This window comes from Pseudomonas sp. B35(2017), from assembly GCF_002113645.1.
GTDB lineage: Bacteria > Pseudomonadota > Gammaproteobacteria > Pseudomonadales > Pseudomonadaceae > Aquipseudomonas > Aquipseudomonas ekonensis.
On record NZ_NEIZ01000006.1, the window covers coordinates 161,469 to 176,832 of the forward strand.

The 15,364-nt window shown below is 64.4% G+C and carries 13 protein-coding genes; 10 read left to right on the top strand and 3 right to left on the bottom strand.

What is annotated here, in order from left to right; genetic code table 11:
* Positions 1–49: 49 nt before the first annotated feature.
* On the top strand, positions 50–2,569 hold the full coding sequence (gene hrpB / locus CAG41_RS13615; RefSeq protein ID WP_085707091.1) for an ATP-dependent helicase HrpB: 2,520 nt from the start codon (positions 50–52) through the stop codon (positions 2,567–2,569).
* A 59-nt stretch (positions 2,570–2,628) separates the two neighbouring features.
* On the opposite strand, the gene CAG41_RS13620 is transcribed toward hrpB, so the two are convergent.
* Positions 2,629–3,543 (bottom strand): LysR family transcriptional regulator, encoded by a 915-nt coding sequence (locus CAG41_RS13620; RefSeq protein WP_085584032.1) that lies wholly within the window; start codon positions 3,541–3,543, stop codon positions 2,629–2,631.
* 240 nt (positions 3,544–3,783) lie between these two features.
* Between CAG41_RS13620 and CAG41_RS13625 the strand changes: the two genes are divergently transcribed.
* The 5 genes from CAG41_RS13625 (at position 3,784) to CAG41_RS13645 (ending at position 9,676) form a co-directional block, all read left to right on the top strand.
* Positions 3,784–5,277: an aldehyde dehydrogenase gene (locus CAG41_RS13625; protein WP_085694668.1), complete on the top strand. Its 1,494-nt coding sequence runs from the start codon at positions 3,784–3,786 to the stop codon at positions 5,275–5,277.
* Positions 5,278–5,308: 31 nt separating this feature from the next.
* The gene (locus CAG41_RS13630) at positions 5,309–6,679 is read left to right on the top strand and encodes an aspartate aminotransferase family protein (RefSeq protein ID WP_085707092.1); all 1,371 of its coding nucleotides are present in this window, start codon (positions 5,309–5,311) and stop codon (positions 6,677–6,679) included.
* A 372-nt stretch (positions 6,680–7,051) separates the two neighbouring features.
* Positions 7,052–8,038, top strand: coding sequence for an ABC transporter substrate-binding protein (locus CAG41_RS13635; protein WP_085584038.1), 987 nt, complete (start codon positions 7,052–7,054; stop codon positions 8,036–8,038).
* 10 nt (positions 8,039–8,048) lie between these two features.
* Positions 8,049–8,852, top strand: coding sequence for an ABC transporter permease (locus CAG41_RS13640; protein ID WP_085584040.1), 804 nt, complete (start codon positions 8,049–8,051; stop codon positions 8,850–8,852).
* Positions 8,840–9,676, top strand: coding sequence for an ABC transporter ATP-binding protein (locus CAG41_RS13645; RefSeq protein WP_085584042.1), 837 nt, complete (start codon positions 8,840–8,842; stop codon positions 9,674–9,676). The genes CAG41_RS13640 and CAG41_RS13645 overlap by 13 nt, the downstream gene beginning before the upstream one ends.
* Before the next feature lie 55 nt (positions 9,677–9,731).
* Here the strand turns inward: CAG41_RS13645 and CAG41_RS13650 are convergent, their stop codons facing one another.
* Both CAG41_RS13650 and CAG41_RS13655 read right to left on the bottom strand, forming a co-directional pair.
* Positions 9,732–10,823, bottom strand: coding sequence for an endonuclease/exonuclease/phosphatase family protein (locus CAG41_RS13650; protein ID WP_085707093.1), 1,092 nt, complete (start codon positions 10,821–10,823; stop codon positions 9,732–9,734).
* 75 nt (positions 10,824–10,898) lie between these two features.
* The gene (locus tag CAG41_RS13655) at positions 10,899–11,573 is read right to left on the bottom strand and encodes a YciC family protein (protein WP_085707094.1); all 675 of its coding nucleotides are present in this window, start codon (positions 11,571–11,573) and stop codon (positions 10,899–10,901) included.
* A 178-nt stretch (positions 11,574–11,751) separates the two neighbouring features.
* Between CAG41_RS13655 and CAG41_RS13660 the strand changes: the two genes are divergently transcribed.
* From CAG41_RS13660 to CAG41_RS13675, 4 genes are all read left to right on the top strand, one after another.
* Positions 11,752–12,495 carry a DUF2076 domain-containing protein gene (locus CAG41_RS13660; protein WP_085584048.1) on the top strand — a complete coding sequence of 248 codons (744 nt, stop codon included), beginning with the start codon at positions 11,752–11,754 and terminating at the stop codon, positions 12,493–12,495.
* 205 nt (positions 12,496–12,700) lie between these two features.
* Positions 12,701–13,180, top strand: a complete 480-nt coding sequence (locus CAG41_RS13665) for an NYN domain-containing protein (protein ID WP_085584050.1) — start codon at positions 12,701–12,703, stop codon at positions 13,178–13,180.
* A gap of 21 nt (positions 13,181–13,201) precedes the next feature.
* The gene (locus CAG41_RS13670) at positions 13,202–13,807 is read left to right on the top strand and encodes a PolC-type DNA polymerase III (protein ID WP_085707095.1); all 606 of its coding nucleotides are present in this window, start codon (positions 13,202–13,204) and stop codon (positions 13,805–13,807) included.
* Positions 13,808–13,864: 57 nt separating this feature from the next.
* Positions 13,865–15,298, top strand: a complete 1,434-nt coding sequence (locus tag CAG41_RS13675; protein WP_085707096.1) for an HNH endonuclease — start codon at positions 13,865–13,867, stop codon at positions 15,296–15,298.
* The last annotated feature ends 66 nt before the right edge of the window (positions 15,299–15,364 follow it).

Consider the following 15,364-nt stretch of genomic DNA (forward strand, 5'->3'; position numbering starts at 1 on the left):
AACACCTGGCAGTTCGCCGTTATACTCGCGACTCTGTTTGGGAGCCAGCATGATTTCTTTGCCGATCGACGATGTTCTACCCGCCCTGCGTGACGCGCTGGCGACACGCCACGAAGCCGTGCTCGAAGCCCCGCCCGGCGCCGGCAAGACCACCCGCGTGCCGCTGGCCTTGCTCGATGAGGCGTGGCTGGCCGGGCAGACCATCCTCATGCTCGAACCGCGCCGGCTGGCGGCGCGCGCGGCGGCCGAGCGGCTGGCCAGCGAGCTGGGCGAGAAGGTCGGCGAGACCGTCGGCTACCGCATCCGCCTCGACAGCAAGGTCGGCCCCGGCACCCGCATCGAGGTGGTCACCGAAGGCATCCTCACCCGGCGCCTGCAGGACGACCCGGCCCTGGAAGGCGTGGGCCTTTTGATCTTCGACGAATTCCACGAACGCAGCCTCGACGCCGACCTGGCGCTGGCGCTCAGTCTGAACGGTCGCGAGCTGTTCCGGGCTGAACAGCCGCTGAAGATTTTGCTGATGTCCGCGACCCTGGAGGGCGAACGCCTGGCCGGGCTGCTGGACGATGCGCCGATCCTGCGCAGCGAAGGGCGGATGTTCCCGGTGACCACACGCTGGGGCCGGCCGTACCAGCCCGGCGAATACATCGATCAGCGCGTCACCCAGACCGTGCTCGAAGCCCTGCATGACGAGACCGGCAGCCTGCTGGTGTTCCTGCCGGGGCAAGCGGAGATCCGCCGAGTCCACCAGCAATTGGCCGACGCCCTCGGCGAGCGCAGCGACGTGTTGTTGTGCCCGCTGCACGGCGAACTGGATCTGGCCGCCCAACGCGCGGCCATCGACCCGGCCCCGGCGGGCCAGCGCAAAGTGGTGCTGGCCACCAACATCGCCGAGACCAGCCTGACCATCAACGGCGTGCGCGTGGTGATCGACGCCGGGCTGGCGCGGGTGCCGCGCTTCGACCCCGGCAGCGGCATGACCCGCCTCGACACCCAGCGCATCTCCCGGGCCAGCGCCACCCAGCGCGCGGGCCGGGCGGGGCGTCTGGAGCCGGGCGTGTGCTACCGACTCTGGTCGCAGGATCAACATGAACAACTGGCGGCCTACGGCAGCGCGGAAATCCTTTCGGCGGACCTGGCCGGGCTGGCGCTGCAGCTTGGCCGCTGGGGCGTGGCGCCCAAGGATCTGGTGTGGTTGGACGTGCCGCCCGCCGCCGCGTATGCGCAGGCGCAGGACTTGCTGCAGCGTCTCGGCGCGCTGGACGGCGACACCCTGACCCGCCACGGCCAGGCCATGGCCGAACTGCCGGCCCATCCGCGCATCGCCCATCTGCTGTTGCGCGGGCAGGCGCTGGGGCTGGCGGCGATGGCGTGCGATGTCGCTGCGCTGCTGGGCGAGCGTGACATCCTGCGCGGCGCCGGCGCCGATCTGCACAGTCGCCTGGTGTTGCTGTCCGGCGAAGCGCGGGCGGCCCGCGGTGCCCAGGGCGGTGTGCAGCGGGCCCGGCAACTGGCCAAGCAATATCGCGGCTACTTGCGCGGCAAAGCGAGCGAGCCGGTGGCCGACCCCGATCATCCGCGTTGGCTCGGCGCCTTGCTGGCGCTGGCCTATCCGGATCGTGTGGCCCAGCAGCGCAAGGCCGGCGGTGCCGAATACCGGTTGGCCAACGGGCGCGCGGCGCTGTTCGCCGAAGCCGACAGCCTGATGAAGGAGCCGTGGATCGTGATCGCCGACCTCGGCAGCCGCCAGGGCCAGCGCGAGGAGCGGATCTACCTGGCGGCGGATTTCGATCCGGCGCTGTTCGACTCGGTGCTGGCCGAACAGGTGCACAGCGTCGATCAACTGGACTGGGACGAACGCGAAGGCGTGCTGCGCGCCGAGCGCCAGCGCAAGGTCGGCGAGCTGATCTTGAGCCGCGAGCCGCTGACCGGTCTCGATGAAAACGCCCGCAGTCAGGCGCTGGTCAATCTGGTGCGGCGCAAGGGGCTGGAATTGCTGCCGTGGACACCGGAACTGCGCCAGTGGCAGGCGCGGGTCGGGCTGCTGCGCCAGCTCGACCTGGACACCCAGAGCGACAGCCAATGGCCGGACGTCAGCGACGCCACGTTGCTGAAAACCCTCGAAGACTGGCTGATGCCGTACCTGGGCAAGGTCTCGCGACTCAGCCACTTCGCCAACCTCGACCTGTCGAGCATCGTGCGCAATCTGCTGCCGTGGCCGTTGCCGCAGCGGCTCGACGAACTGGCGCCGCATCACCTGAGCGTGCCGTCGGGCTCGTCGATCCGCCTCGACTACAGCGAACATCCGCCGATCCTCGCGGTGCGTTTGCAGGAGCTGTTCGGCCTCGCCGACACACCGCGGATCGCCGGCGGCCGACAGGTGGTGAAACTGCACCTGCTGTCGCCCGCACGGCGGCCGGTGCAGGTCACGCAGGACTTGGCCAACTTCTGGCGCAGCACCTATGCCGAGGTGAAGAAGGATCTGAAGGGGCGCTACCCCAAGCATTACTGGCCGGACGATCCGTTGGTGGCGGAGGCGACGGCGCGGGCCAAGCCGCGGGGGACTTGAGCATCGGTGAGGGCGGGCGCTGTGCGCCCGAGCGGGAGCAAGCTCCCTCGCCACAGCTTTCAGGCACCCGCTTTGGCGGTCAGCTGTTCGCGGCAGTAATCGGCGAACAGCTGCGCCGGCTTGGTCAGTTGCCCGCGTTTGAGCCACGCCGCCACCAGGCCTGAGCCGGTGACGTCTTCGACGATGTCCACGCACACCACTTTCTTGCCGTCGTAGGTGCATTCCGAGTGCGGGCGGGTGACCAGGATCGAGAAGCCGAAACCCTGGCCGACCATGCCGCGCACCATTTCGATGGACGGCGAGCTGAACTCGATCCGCGGGCTCAGGCCCAGTTCCTCGAACAGGCTGACGAAGTAGGTGCGGCTCGGCTGCACGTCCAGCAGGATCATCGGTTCCAGGCACAGGTCGCGCAGCGACACCTGCTTGAGCTGGGCGAAGCGGTGGTCCGCCGGCAGCAGCGCATACGGCCGCTGGGCCGGCATCAGGGGTTCGGTCTCGATGGTGGCGTCCAGGTCGTGCTTGTACAGGATCGCCAGGTCGAAGGTGCCGGAGGTCAGGCCCTGCACCAGCTCTTGCTGTTCGCCGTCGCGGATGCGGATCTTCACCCCCGGGTACAGCGCCGAGAACCCGGCCATCAGTTGCGGCAGGTACAGCGGCGCGACGGTCTCGAAACAGCCGATGTCGATCTGCCCGGCCACCACGTCGTTGTCGGCCAGGGCGTTCTGCTCGAACTCCTTGGCCATGCGCAGCAGTTCCTGAGCCTTGCGGAAGAACCGCGCGCCGCTGGGGGTCAGGGACACGCCCTGGGCGTGATGGCGGATCAGCAGCTGCACGCCGAAGCTGTCCTCCAGCCCCTTGATCGCCGTGGAGATCGCCGGCTGGGCGATGTACAGCTTGCGCGACGCTTCGGCGACGCTGCCGCACTCGACGGTGGTGATGAAGTACTTCAACTGACGCAGGTTGTAAGCGGCCACGGCAAACCTCAGGTCGAACGGATCTCGACATCCACGCAATTCATGTGCCGCCATCCTCCGTTCCGGCGACGGTGTTTTTTGTCCCTGAACAATAGCCTCATACGCGCGCGAGGGGGTTGTCCGCTGGTTAGCTTTTTCATTGCCTGCGAAGACATTTTTACTGGTTTTGCCGCTCGCGGGGGTGAGCGACTATCGACCGCACAAGAATAGGCATCACACCTCACCAGGGAGCATCCGACCGTGTTCGAACGTGCAGACTGGCAGCGCAAGGCCGCTGCGTTGAGCTTTCCCGACCTGGCCGTGATCGGCGGAAAACGGTGCGCCGCGCAGTCGGGGCAGACCTTTGCGGCGGTCAACCCGGCGACCGGCGCGCACCTGGCGGATGTCGCCGCGTGCGGCGAGGCCGACGTCGAGGCGGCGGTGCGCGATGCGCGTCAGGCGTTCGACAGCGGCGTCTGGTCGGGGCGCTCGCCCGTGGAGCGCAAGCAAGTGCTGCTGCGGCTGGCCGAGCTGATCCTGGCCCACCGCGAAGAGCTGGCGCTGCTCGACTCGCTGAACATGGGCAAACCGGTGATGGACGCCTTCAACATCGACGTGCCGGGCGCCGCCGGGGTGTTCCGTTGGTACGCCGAAAGCCTCGACAAGCTCTACGACCAAGTGGCGCCGAGCGCCGCGAACGTGCTCGCCACCATCACCCGCGAAGCGCTGGGCGTGGTCGCCGCCGTGGTGCCGTGGAACTTCCCGCTGGACATGGCCGCGTGGAAGCTCGCCCCAGCGCTGGCGGCCGGCAACTCGGTGATCCTCAAGCCCGCCGAGCAGTCGCCGTTCTCCGCGTTGCGCCTGGCCGAACTGGCGCAGGAGGCCGGGTTGCCGGCGGGCGTGCTGAACGTGCTGCCGGGGCTCGGCGAACAGGCCGGCAAAGCGTTGGGACTGCACCCCGACGTCGATTGCCTGGTGTTCACCGGCTCGACGCAAGTGGGCAAATACTTCATGCAGTACTCGGCGCAGTCGAACCTCAAGCAGGTGTGGCTGGAGTGCGGCGGCAAGAGCGCCAACCTGGTGTTCGCCGATTGCCGGGACCTGGAGCTGGCGGCGCAGAAAGCCGCGTTCGGCATCTTCTTCAACCAGGGCGAAGTCTGTTCGGCCAACTCGCGGCTGCTGGTGGAGCGTTCGATCCACGACGAGTTCGTCGAGCGCCTCAAGGCGCGGGCCGAGCGCTGGCAGCCGGGGGATCCGCTGGATCCGGCGAGCGCCGCCGGGGCCATGGTCGACGGCCGTCAGACCGCGACGGTGCTGCGCTTCATCCGCGAGGCCGAGCGCGAAGGCGCGACGCTGGTCTGCGGGGGCCGGCAGCTGAGCTTCAACGGCTCGGAGAACTTCATCCAGCCGACGATCCTCACCGGCGTGCAGCCGTCCATGGCACTGTTTCGCAAGGAGGTGTTCGGCCCGGTGCTGGCGGTGATCCCGTTCGACGACGAGGCCCACGCCTTGCGGTTGGCCAACGACAGCGTCTACGGTCTGGCGGCATCGCTGTGGACCGATGACCTGCACCGCGCCCACCGGGTGGCCCGGCAATTGCGGGCGGGGACGGTGTCGGTCAACAGCGTCGATGCGCTGGACGTCACCGTACCGTTCGGCGGCGGCAAGCAGTCCGGCTTCGGCCGCGACCTGTCGCTGCATTCGTTCGACAAATACACCCAGCTGAAAACCACCTGGTTTCAGCTGCGCTCATGACAGCCGCTCACAACAAGAAGGAGATCCGGCGATGACCACCTCACGTGAAACCCGCGACTACCAGGCCGCCGATGCAGCGCACCACATTCATGCGTTCGTCGACCAGAAGGCCCTCAACGACGAAGGCCCGCGGGTGATGGTGCGCGGCGAGCGCCTGCACCTGTGGGACAACGACGGGCGGCGCTACCTGGACGGCATGTCCGGCCTGTGGTGCACCAACCTGGGCTACAGGCGCCAGGACCTGAACGCCGCCGCCAGCCGACAGCTGGAGCAGTTGCCGTACTACAACATGTTTTTCCACACCACCCACCCGCAGGTGATCGAGCTGTCCGAGCTACTGTTCAGCCTGCTGCCGGGGCACTACAGCCACGCGATCTACACCAACTCCGGCTCCGAGGCCAACGAGGTGCTGATCCGCACGGTGCGCCGCTACTGGCAGGTGCTGGGCAAGCCCGAGAAGAAGATCATGATCGGCCGCTGGAACGGCTATCACGGTTCGACCCTGGCGGCGACGGCGCTGGGCGGGATGAAGTTCATGCACGAGATGGGCGGCATGCTGCCCGACATCGAGCACATCGACGAGCCGTACTTCTTCGCCCACGGCGGCGACCTGACCCCGGCGGAATTCGGCCTGCGGGCGGCGCGGCAACTGGAAGCGAAGATCCTCGAACTGGGCGCGGACAAGGTGGCGGGCTTCATCGCCGAACCGTTCCAGGGTGCGGGCGGCATGATCTTCCCGCCGGAAAGCTACTGGCCGGAGATCCAACGCATCTGCCGTCAGTACGACGTGCTGCTGTGCGCCGATGAAGTGATCGGCGGCTTCGGCCGCACCGGCGAATGGTTCGCCCACGAGCATTTCGGCTTCGAGCCGGACACCCTGTCCATCGCCAAGGGCCTGACCTCCGGCTACATCCCCATGGGCGGCCTGATCCTGTCGAAGAAGATGGCCGAAGTGCTGGTGGAGCAGGGCGGGGTGTTCGCCCACGGCCTGACCTATTCCGGGCACCCGGTGGCGGCGGCGGTGGCCATCGCCAACCTCAAGGCGTTGCGCGACGAGGGCGTGGTGACGCGGGTCAAGGACGACATCGGGCCGTACCTGCAGCAGTGCCTGCGCGAGGTGTTCGGCAACCATCCGCTGGTGGGCGACATCCAGGGCGCGGGCATGGTGGCGGCGCTGCAATTGGCCGAGGACAAGGCCACTCGCAAACGCTTCGCCAACGAGAACGACATCGCCTGGCGCTGCCGCACGATCGGCTTCGAGGAAGGCGTGATCATCCGCTCGACCCTGGGCCGGATGATCATGGCGCCGGCGCTGATCGCCAGCCGCGGGGAGATCGATGAGCTGGTGGGCAAGACCCTCAAGGCGCTGGACCGTACGGCGCAGGAGTATGGCCGGCTCTGAGGCAATCGTTCGGCTCAAGGGCCTCATCGCGGGCAAGCCCGCTCCCACACTGGATCTGTGCCCGGCACGAATCCCCTGTGGGAGCGGGCTTGCCCGCGATGGCGGCCGCCCATTCAACGCATTCCCAACGTTCTGCACCCCTCCCGGGCACCCCCGCCCGCTGTGCCCTTTCGCGGTGCCGCCTACCCAGTTTTTTCATCGTTCGCGTCTAACTATTTCCTCGTTTTCCTGACGCTGGGCCTGGGTCAACATCGATCTCGCCAGCGCAACGCGTTGCCCGCCAGAGTCCGCAGAGACCGCAGCGGACAACCGCCCGACCGCCGCCGGCCGTACTGCCCATGACAACTAAATCAACAGCGTTGGGAGTGCTCCATGATCCAGTCCTTGTTCACCCGTCTTGCTTGTCCCCTGGCGGTTACCGCCATCGCCGCCTCGGTCGCCACCGGCGCCCAGGCCGGCACCTTGTCGATCGGCCACACCACGTGGGTCGGCTACGGCACCCTGTACCTGGCCCAGGACCTGGGCTACTTCAAGGAAAACGGCCTGACCGTCGAACTGCCGGTGGTCGAGGAGGCCTCGATGTACATGGCCGCCCAGGCATCGGGCCAACTGTCCGGTTCGGCCTCGACCATCGATGAAGTGCTCAAGTACCGCCCGCAGTTCTGCTTCAAGGCCGTGGCCGCGCTGGACGACAGCCATGGCGGCGACGGTGTGCTGGTGGGCAAGCACGTCAAGAGCCTGCAAGAGCTCAAGGGCCAGGCCGTGGCCGTCAACGAAGGTTCGACCTCGCAGTTCTGGCTGTCGTACCTGCTGAAGAAAAACGGCATGAGCATGAGCGACATCACCGTGCAGAACATGACCGCCGACGATGCCGCCACCGCGTTCATCGCCGGGCGCGTGCCGGCCGCCGTGACTTGGGAGCCGCACCTGTCGATGGTGCGCGACAAGCAGCAGGGCAAGGTGCTGATCGACAGCAGCAGCACGCCGGGCGTGATCGTCGATGTGGTGGCGCTCAACTGCTCGGTGATCGAGAAGCAGCCGGAGGATGTGAAGGCGCTGGTCGCCGGCCTGTACAAGGCCGTGCAGTACACCAAGGACCATCCGCAGAAAGCCTACGAAATCATGGCCAAGGGCGTGGGCGGTTACCTGTCCGATCCCAAGGAACTGGCCGCCGCCGCCCAGGGCGTGCGCTTCTACGACCAAGCCATGAGCGAGAAGCTGCTGGGCAAGCCGGGCGCACCGGGCGACAGCGAGCCGCTGATCAAGCTGGCCAACGAGACCGCCAGCGAACTGCAGGGCAAACCGTTCAACGTCAGCAACGACGATCTGGTGGACAACCGTTTCGTCAGCCCGCTCTAGGAGGCCGGTCATGTTCAAGCGCAATTCGTGGCTGAGCCGCTGCATCACGCCCAAGACCGGTTTGCCGGTGCCGGTGGTGTGGAGCGCCAGCGGGCTGGCCTGGGTGTTGTTGGTGGGCCTGTGGGCCGGGCTGTCGTACGGCGGCGTCGTGCCGGGCATGTTCCTGCCGACTCCCGGGGCGGTGGTCGAGGCGGCCCTGCGCCTGAGCCGCGACGGCACCCTCGGCCAGCACGTCTGGGCCAGTGTCGAAGTGGTGATGGTGGGGTTCATCGTGTCGTCGCTGGTGGCGGTGCCGCTGGGGCTGCTGATGGGCAGTTTCCGCATCGTCCAGGCGTTCCTCGAGCCGATGGTCAACTTCATCCGCTACTTGCCGGTGACCTCGTTCGTGCCGCTGTTCATCCTGTGGATCGGCATCGGCCTGGAGCAACGGGTGTCGGTGATCATCTTCGGCGTGTTCTTCCAGCAACTGGTGATGGTGGCGGACGTGTCCAAGGGCATCTCCAAGGACCTGATCAACGCCTCCTACACCCTGGGCTCCAACCGCCGCGACGCGGTGCTCCACGTGATCGCCCCGGCTTCGCTGCCCGGCGTGCTCGACACCTTGCGGGTGACCATGGGCTGGGCCTGGACCTACCTGGTGGTGGCCGAGCTGGTCGCCGCCTCCAGCGGCCTGGGCTACCTGAGCCTCAAGGCCATGCGCGGCTTTCAGGTGGATGTGATCTTTCTCGCCATCGCGATCATCGGCCTCTTGGGCCTGGTCACCGATCAACTGTTCCGCTTTCTGCGTTTGAGGATTGCCGCATGGGCTCAGTAACCGCCGCCAACCATCGTTTCGTCGAACCGGTCGCCGCGCCGGCCCACGCCGCCCCGCGGCTGCAGGTGGACAAGGTCAGCCTGCGCTACAGCAAGCCCGGTGGCGGTACGTTCACCGCGCTGGAAGAGGTGTCGTTCGAGGTGCCGGACCAGCAGTTCGCGGTGCTGGTGGGGCCGTCGGGCTGCGGCAAGTCGAGCCTTTTGTACCTCACCGCCGGGCTGGCCGAGCCCACCGGCGGCCAGATCTACGTCGGCGGTCAGCAGGTGCAGGGCCCCGGCGCGGACCGCGGCATGGTGTTCCAGAGCTACACGCTGTTCCCGTGGCTGACGGTGCGCCAGAACGTCGAGTTCGGCCTCAAGCGTCGGGGCCTGCCGGCGGCGCGGCGCAAGGAGATCGTCGACCACTACGTGCATGAGGTGGGCCTGTCCGGGTTCGCCGACAACTACGCCAAGCAGCTGTCCGGCGGCATGATGCAGCGGGTGGCGATTGCCCGGGCGCTGGCCAACGATCCGCAGATCCTGCTGATGGACGAGCCCTTCGGTGCCCTCGACAGCCAGACCCGCCTGCAGATGCAGCAACTGCTGCTGCGGGTGTGGGGCAACAGCAAGAAGACCGTGCTGTTCGTGACCCACGACATCGACGAGGCCATCCTGCTCGGCGACCGGGTCTATGTGATGGGCGCGCGGCCCGGGCGGATCAAGCAGATCCTCGACGTGCCCATCGAACGCCCGCGTTCGCTGGACATGGTCATGGAGCGCTCGTTCATCGACATGAAGCGGCAGATCTTCGGGCTGCTGCACGACGATCTGGACGAGGCCCACTGACAGGCCCGCACACCATAAAACTCTGTGGGAGCGAACCTGCTCGCGATGCCGACGGTCAGGGAGTAGGAGGCAACAGGAACCGCGCGACCACCGGCAAATGGTCGGAGATGCGCAAGGTGTCGTCCTGGCGCACACGGGCCTCGACCCGCTTGACCTTCGGGCTGTGGAACAGGAAATCCACCGTGCGATCCGGGCCGTTCAGGGCCGGGTCGTTGGGGTAGTGGGTCAGCCATCGGGCGCGGTCGATGCCGCCGGCCTCGTTGTTGGTCGGGATCATCGGATATTTGTCCCACAGCAGGTGCAGCGCACTGTCGGCGGCGTAGGGCGTGCGCTGCTCCGCCGGCAGGCGCCGGTACTGGCCCAGGGGCAACAGGTTGAAGTCGCCGCCGATCAGCCACGCGATGCCGTGGCTTTCGTGCTTGTCGAGCACCTTGGCCACCGCCGCCACCTGCGCCCGGGCGGTGTCGGCGGAAGCCTCTGTGGAGGGCCGGGCGCGTTCCAGCAGGGTGTTGAGCACCACCAGTTGGCCGCCGTCGCTCAGGGGCAGCGCCGTGCTGAGCAAGGCGTTTTTCGGCTGGAACTGGCGGCTGATGACGTTGGCCGGCGCCACCGGCAGTTGCAGGCGTTCGGCGTGTTCGATGCGGTAGCGGGAGAGGGTGGCGAGCTGCCGGCCGACGCTGCCGAAAATGTGCGGGTCGGGAACGAAATCGGCCTTCCAGTCGAAAGCATGGGCGCTGCACGGGTAGAGGTCGGTGAGGCGTTCCTGCAACAGCTTCAGCTGGTTCTGGTAGCCGCTGGCCTTGGCGCCGTCGTCCAGTTCCTGCAACAGCACGATGTCGGGCTGTTCGTCGCGGATCACCCGCGCCACCTCGTCGAGGCTGAAGGCCATGTCGTCGGCGGTCGGGGCTTCATCCTCGCCGTGGGCCAGGTCGTTCCAGAACACGTAACGCTTGCCGGCCAGGTACTGGACGTTCCAGGTCATCGCCTTGAGCGCCTGGCCGGGCACCAGCACCGGCGGTTGCCCGGTGCAGCTGACCGGCAGGGTTTCCCGGGCGTCGGGGCGCCAGGTCAGGCTGTAGAGCGCCGTGCCGGCGAGGGCGACGACGAACAGCACGGGCAACAGGATGTAGCGCAGCAGTCGGGTCATGGCTCAACGCATCGCGTTCTGCAAAGTGGCCCCGAGCATACCCGAGACCCGTCGCCGAGCCCAAGGCCAGAGCGGTCAGACCGTTCCGTTTCGCTTGTCGGGCAGTTCGCTGATGAGCATGAACAGGCGGAACAGCACCACGCTGGTGAACAGTTGCAGGAAGCTCTGGGCGCTGTCGATCAGCACCGCGACCAGCGGGTTTTGCGGCTCGGGGTAGACCTGCAGGGTCATGCCCTTGAGCAGCCACAACGGCCCCATCACGCACAGGATGCAGCCCAGGATCCGCAGGAAGTGCCCGCGGGTCAGGCGCAGGCTTTCCTTCATCGCCTGCAGCGGGCCGAAGCCGCGCAGCACCAGCAGGTATTCGCCGAACGCGAGGGTGACCATCAGCCACAGCCCCGGCAGGAAATACAGCGACAGGCCGAGCAGGATCAGCAGGGTGTTGAGGGCGGTCAGCACCGCGAAGCGCGGCCACAGGCGCGCGGACATGGCCAACAGGTCGCGGATCAGCGGGGTCTCGCCGCGGGTGCGGGCATCGAGGAACAGGATCAGGGCGGCGGTGTACAGCGGGTACACCAGCAGGCCGACGATCACGCTGATGGCCGAGACATTGTCCGGGTCGCCGGCGCGGTCGACCATCTGCTGCAGGAACGCCTCGAAGATCACCAGCGGCAGGCACAGCTGGACGATCCGCCCCAGATGGCGTTTGAAGAAGTACAGGGAGTCGCGCAGCACATCGAAGGCATTCATCAGTCGGTATCGCAGGTCAAAAACAGTGGCTCACTTTAACCGATGACGCCTTCGGCTGCGCAAACGTAAACGTTCGGTAAAGACCATTGAAACATTCTGCCGCTGCCTCCATTACGGAGGGGCGCCCCGACCGATGTGGACGGGGGCGACGTTATCCCCGGCAATCTGTGAGGTCGCCATGAACACCGAAGAACAAACCCTGATCGATGGACTGTTTTCCCGCCTGCAGCAGGCCGAGACGGAGGCAGCCCCGCGCGACGCCCAGGCCGAGGCGCGGATCAAGGAACACCTGACGCGCCAGCCGGCCGCAGGTTATTTCATGACCCAGGCGATTCTGGTGCAGGAGGCCGCCCTCAAGAGCCTCGACGAACAGAACAAGCAACTGACCCAGCAGGTCCAGCGCCTGCAGGCCGAACTGCAATCGGCCAAGGCCCAGACCGCGGCGCCGGCCCCGAGTGGCGGCGGGTTCCTGTCCAGCATTTTCGGCGGCAGCCCGCGCCCGGCGGCCGCACCGGCCCAGAGCGCCGCGCCGGCCACCGGCGGCTGGCGCGAACCGGCCCCGTCGAACTACGGCGCACCGCCGCCGCAGCAGAACTTCGGCGCCCCGCCATCCAGCTACGCCCCGCAGCAGGCCGCCCCATCGGCGGGCAGCAGCTTCCTCGGCGGCGCCCTGAAGACCGCCGCCGGCGTGGCGGGCGGGGTAATGCTGGCGCAAGGCATCAGCAGCCTGTTCAGCCACAACCAGCAGCCGCAGGAAATCGTCGAAGTGATCAAGGAAGTGCCGGAGCCGGCCAGCGACCAGGGCAACAACGGCTGGGGCGACGAGCAGCGCTATGCGGGCAATGACCAGGGCGGCTTCACCGACACCGACTACAGCGACGACAACTCGTCGTTCTTCGATGACGACGATTCCTACGTCTGACCAACGGTAAACCCAGCACCTTGTGGCGAGGGCGCTGGCTCCCGCCGGACTGCGCAGCAGGCCTGTCTCTTGGAAGACGCGGCCGCTTCGAAGCCCGGCGGGAGCCCGCGCCCTCGCCACATTGCCGTTTACTGGCATACTGAGCGCCTTTTTCGGGCCTGGCGCCTGATCCGGCTCATGCGCGTTGGCGCCCACAGGTATTCCGGTGAAAAAAATCGCAGTGTTCGCCGACGTGCAGAACCTCTACTACACCGTGCGTCAGGCCTACGGTTGCCACTTCAACTACGCGGCGCTGTGGGCGGACGTCAGCCGCCAAGGCCAGATCGTCGAGGCCTACGCCTATGCCATCGACCGCGGCGACAGCAAGCAGCAGCAGTTCCAGCAGATCCTGCGCAACCTGGGCTTCACCGTGAAGCTCAAGCCCTACATCCAGCGCAGCGACGGTTCGGCCAAGGGCGACTGGGACGTGGGCATCACCCTCGACATCATGGACGCCGCCGACCACGTCGACGAAATCGTCCTGGCCTCCGGCGACGGCGATTTCGACATGCTGCTGGAGCGCGTCGCCCACAAGCACGGCGTGCAGACGGTGGCCTACGGCGTGCCGGGCCTGACCGCCAACTCACTGATACGCGCCGCCGGCCGCTACGTGCCGATCGACGGCGCGCTGTTGCTCAAGCATTGATTTGAACGGAGCCCACCCGGTTTGGAACGCATTGCAGTCATCGACTTCGAAACCACCGGCATCTCGCCCAGCAGCAGTTGCCGCGCCACGGAAATCGCCGTGGTCATGCTGGAGAACGGTCGCATCGTCGAGCGTTACCAAAGCCTGATGAACGCCGGCGTGCGCGTCCCGGCTTTCATCGAACAACTGACCGGCATCAGCAACGCCATGCTGCGCACCGCGCCCTCGGCCGAGCAGGTGATGAACGAAGTCAACGAATTCGTCGGCACCACGCCGCTGCTGGCGCACAACGCCGCGTTCGACCAGAAGTTCTGGGACTTCGAACTGGGTCGGATCAAACGCACCCGCCTGCAGAACTTCGCCTGCTCGCTGCTGCTGGCCCGACGCCTGATGCCGGCGGCGCCGAACCACAAACTCGGCACGCTCACCGCTTTCGCCAACCTGCCGCACACCGGCCAGGCCCACCGGGCGATGGCCGACGCCGAAATGGCGGCCAACCTGCTGGCCCACATGGCGGACGACCTGCGCAACCGGCACGGGGTACGGGAGATCTCCCATGACTGGCTGTGCCGGTTGCAGAAGGTGCCGGCGGCGAAGATATGTGAGCATCTGAAAAAAATATCGTAATGTTTGTGTTTGATTCTGATATTGAATGGATTTTTCATAGGCGACAGGGAAGAATCGATGGACAATTGCTATCTGTGTGGGAAGGGTTTGACATCTGAGAATATGCATGAGGAGCATGTTATTCAGAATGCCATCGGCGGAACCTTAAGTCCGGACGATATTTTATGTAAGTTTTGTGGTAATGAATTAAGTTCGAGTGTGGATACGCCATTTATTTCAATTTTCTCAAAATTTTGTACGCGTTTAGACATTAAGGTTGATCGTCCTCGCTCGAAAAAAAGAACTCAGGCCAAAAAGGTCAATGGCAGGATTGGCGATGTTGAGGTGAATATTCATGACGGACGGGTGCTCCCGTCCAAACCTCAGCACTTAATTGTTGATGGTGTGTTGTATGTTTTCTCTCAAGAGGAGCATGCTGAGGGTTATGCAAATAAAGTGGTTTCTAGCATGGCGCCTGATTCTGTCAGCGGTGTCAAGTATTTCAGCGATTTGACCGGGATGGGGAATGTTGCAATACCATTTGAGCTTGATAATGTTGTGTATAAGCGCGGGCTGGCAAAGATTGCTATAGGGTATGCATCATCTCTGGGCGTTTCTAGGTCTGAAATGCCCGCTGCACTCGATGCCGAGAAGGGCGAGATAAGACAAAGAATAGATGTCGTTCCATTTGTTCCTGTAGGCGAGTTTGATGATCTGTTTGAGCGCTCACGATTTTATTTGGATGAAGACTATCCGTCTCATATGTTGAAACTGTTTACGCGAAAATATCGCGATCCTGTAAACGAAGAGGTACAGACGTGGCTGATTTGCTATGTCGAGCTGTTCGGGACTTTTCAACATTATGTGATTCTGAATTACGACTTTAAGGGCGAAGTGGATGGTTCGTACCGACAGCTGATTCTAAAAAAAGAAGCAAAGAGTATCGTTGAAATGCTCGGTCCTAAAGAGATGCATTATGTATTGAGCGAGGTAGGGATCGCGGCTGAAGAGTTGGTCGGGCTCAGTGACGAAGAAGTGCTGACAAAAATCCGTGCGGAATATGATAGGCAGAAGTATCGAACTTCTGTTGAAGAATTCACTGATCGAATTATTACTGCAATCTCTACTGTTGCTCGGTTTGTTTCAGTGGGAATTCCTGCGCATTGTGATCCTGAGCTTGAAGAGCTTGTTAGGGCTTTTTTTGGTGAGGCAGGCTCCAGGAAAAATTTTGATGCAATGATGGGCTTTATGAAAAATACAAGGCTTTATCAGAGAGTTGAGTATTTTGAAGAGTCTGATGAAGAAGTCGAGGTCATTGATTCAAGCAGTTTTCGATGTGCTTATTTTGATTTTGGCGGAGCGTCTGGGGGCGAAAGGAAATGTTCATTTACTGAATCGCTGAAAGTGTCGCTAGGTGAGTTCGATAGGGTGGTTGAATATGGTCATTATAAGTTTGGTTTGTTATCCGAATTTATCGAAAGGAAAAGTGGAATAAAATTTGACTTGAAATAGGTTTCGACTGGTTGGGTGTATGTCAGTCATTAGTTTGGATGGAGTATCCAACCTGATGGCTGTCAT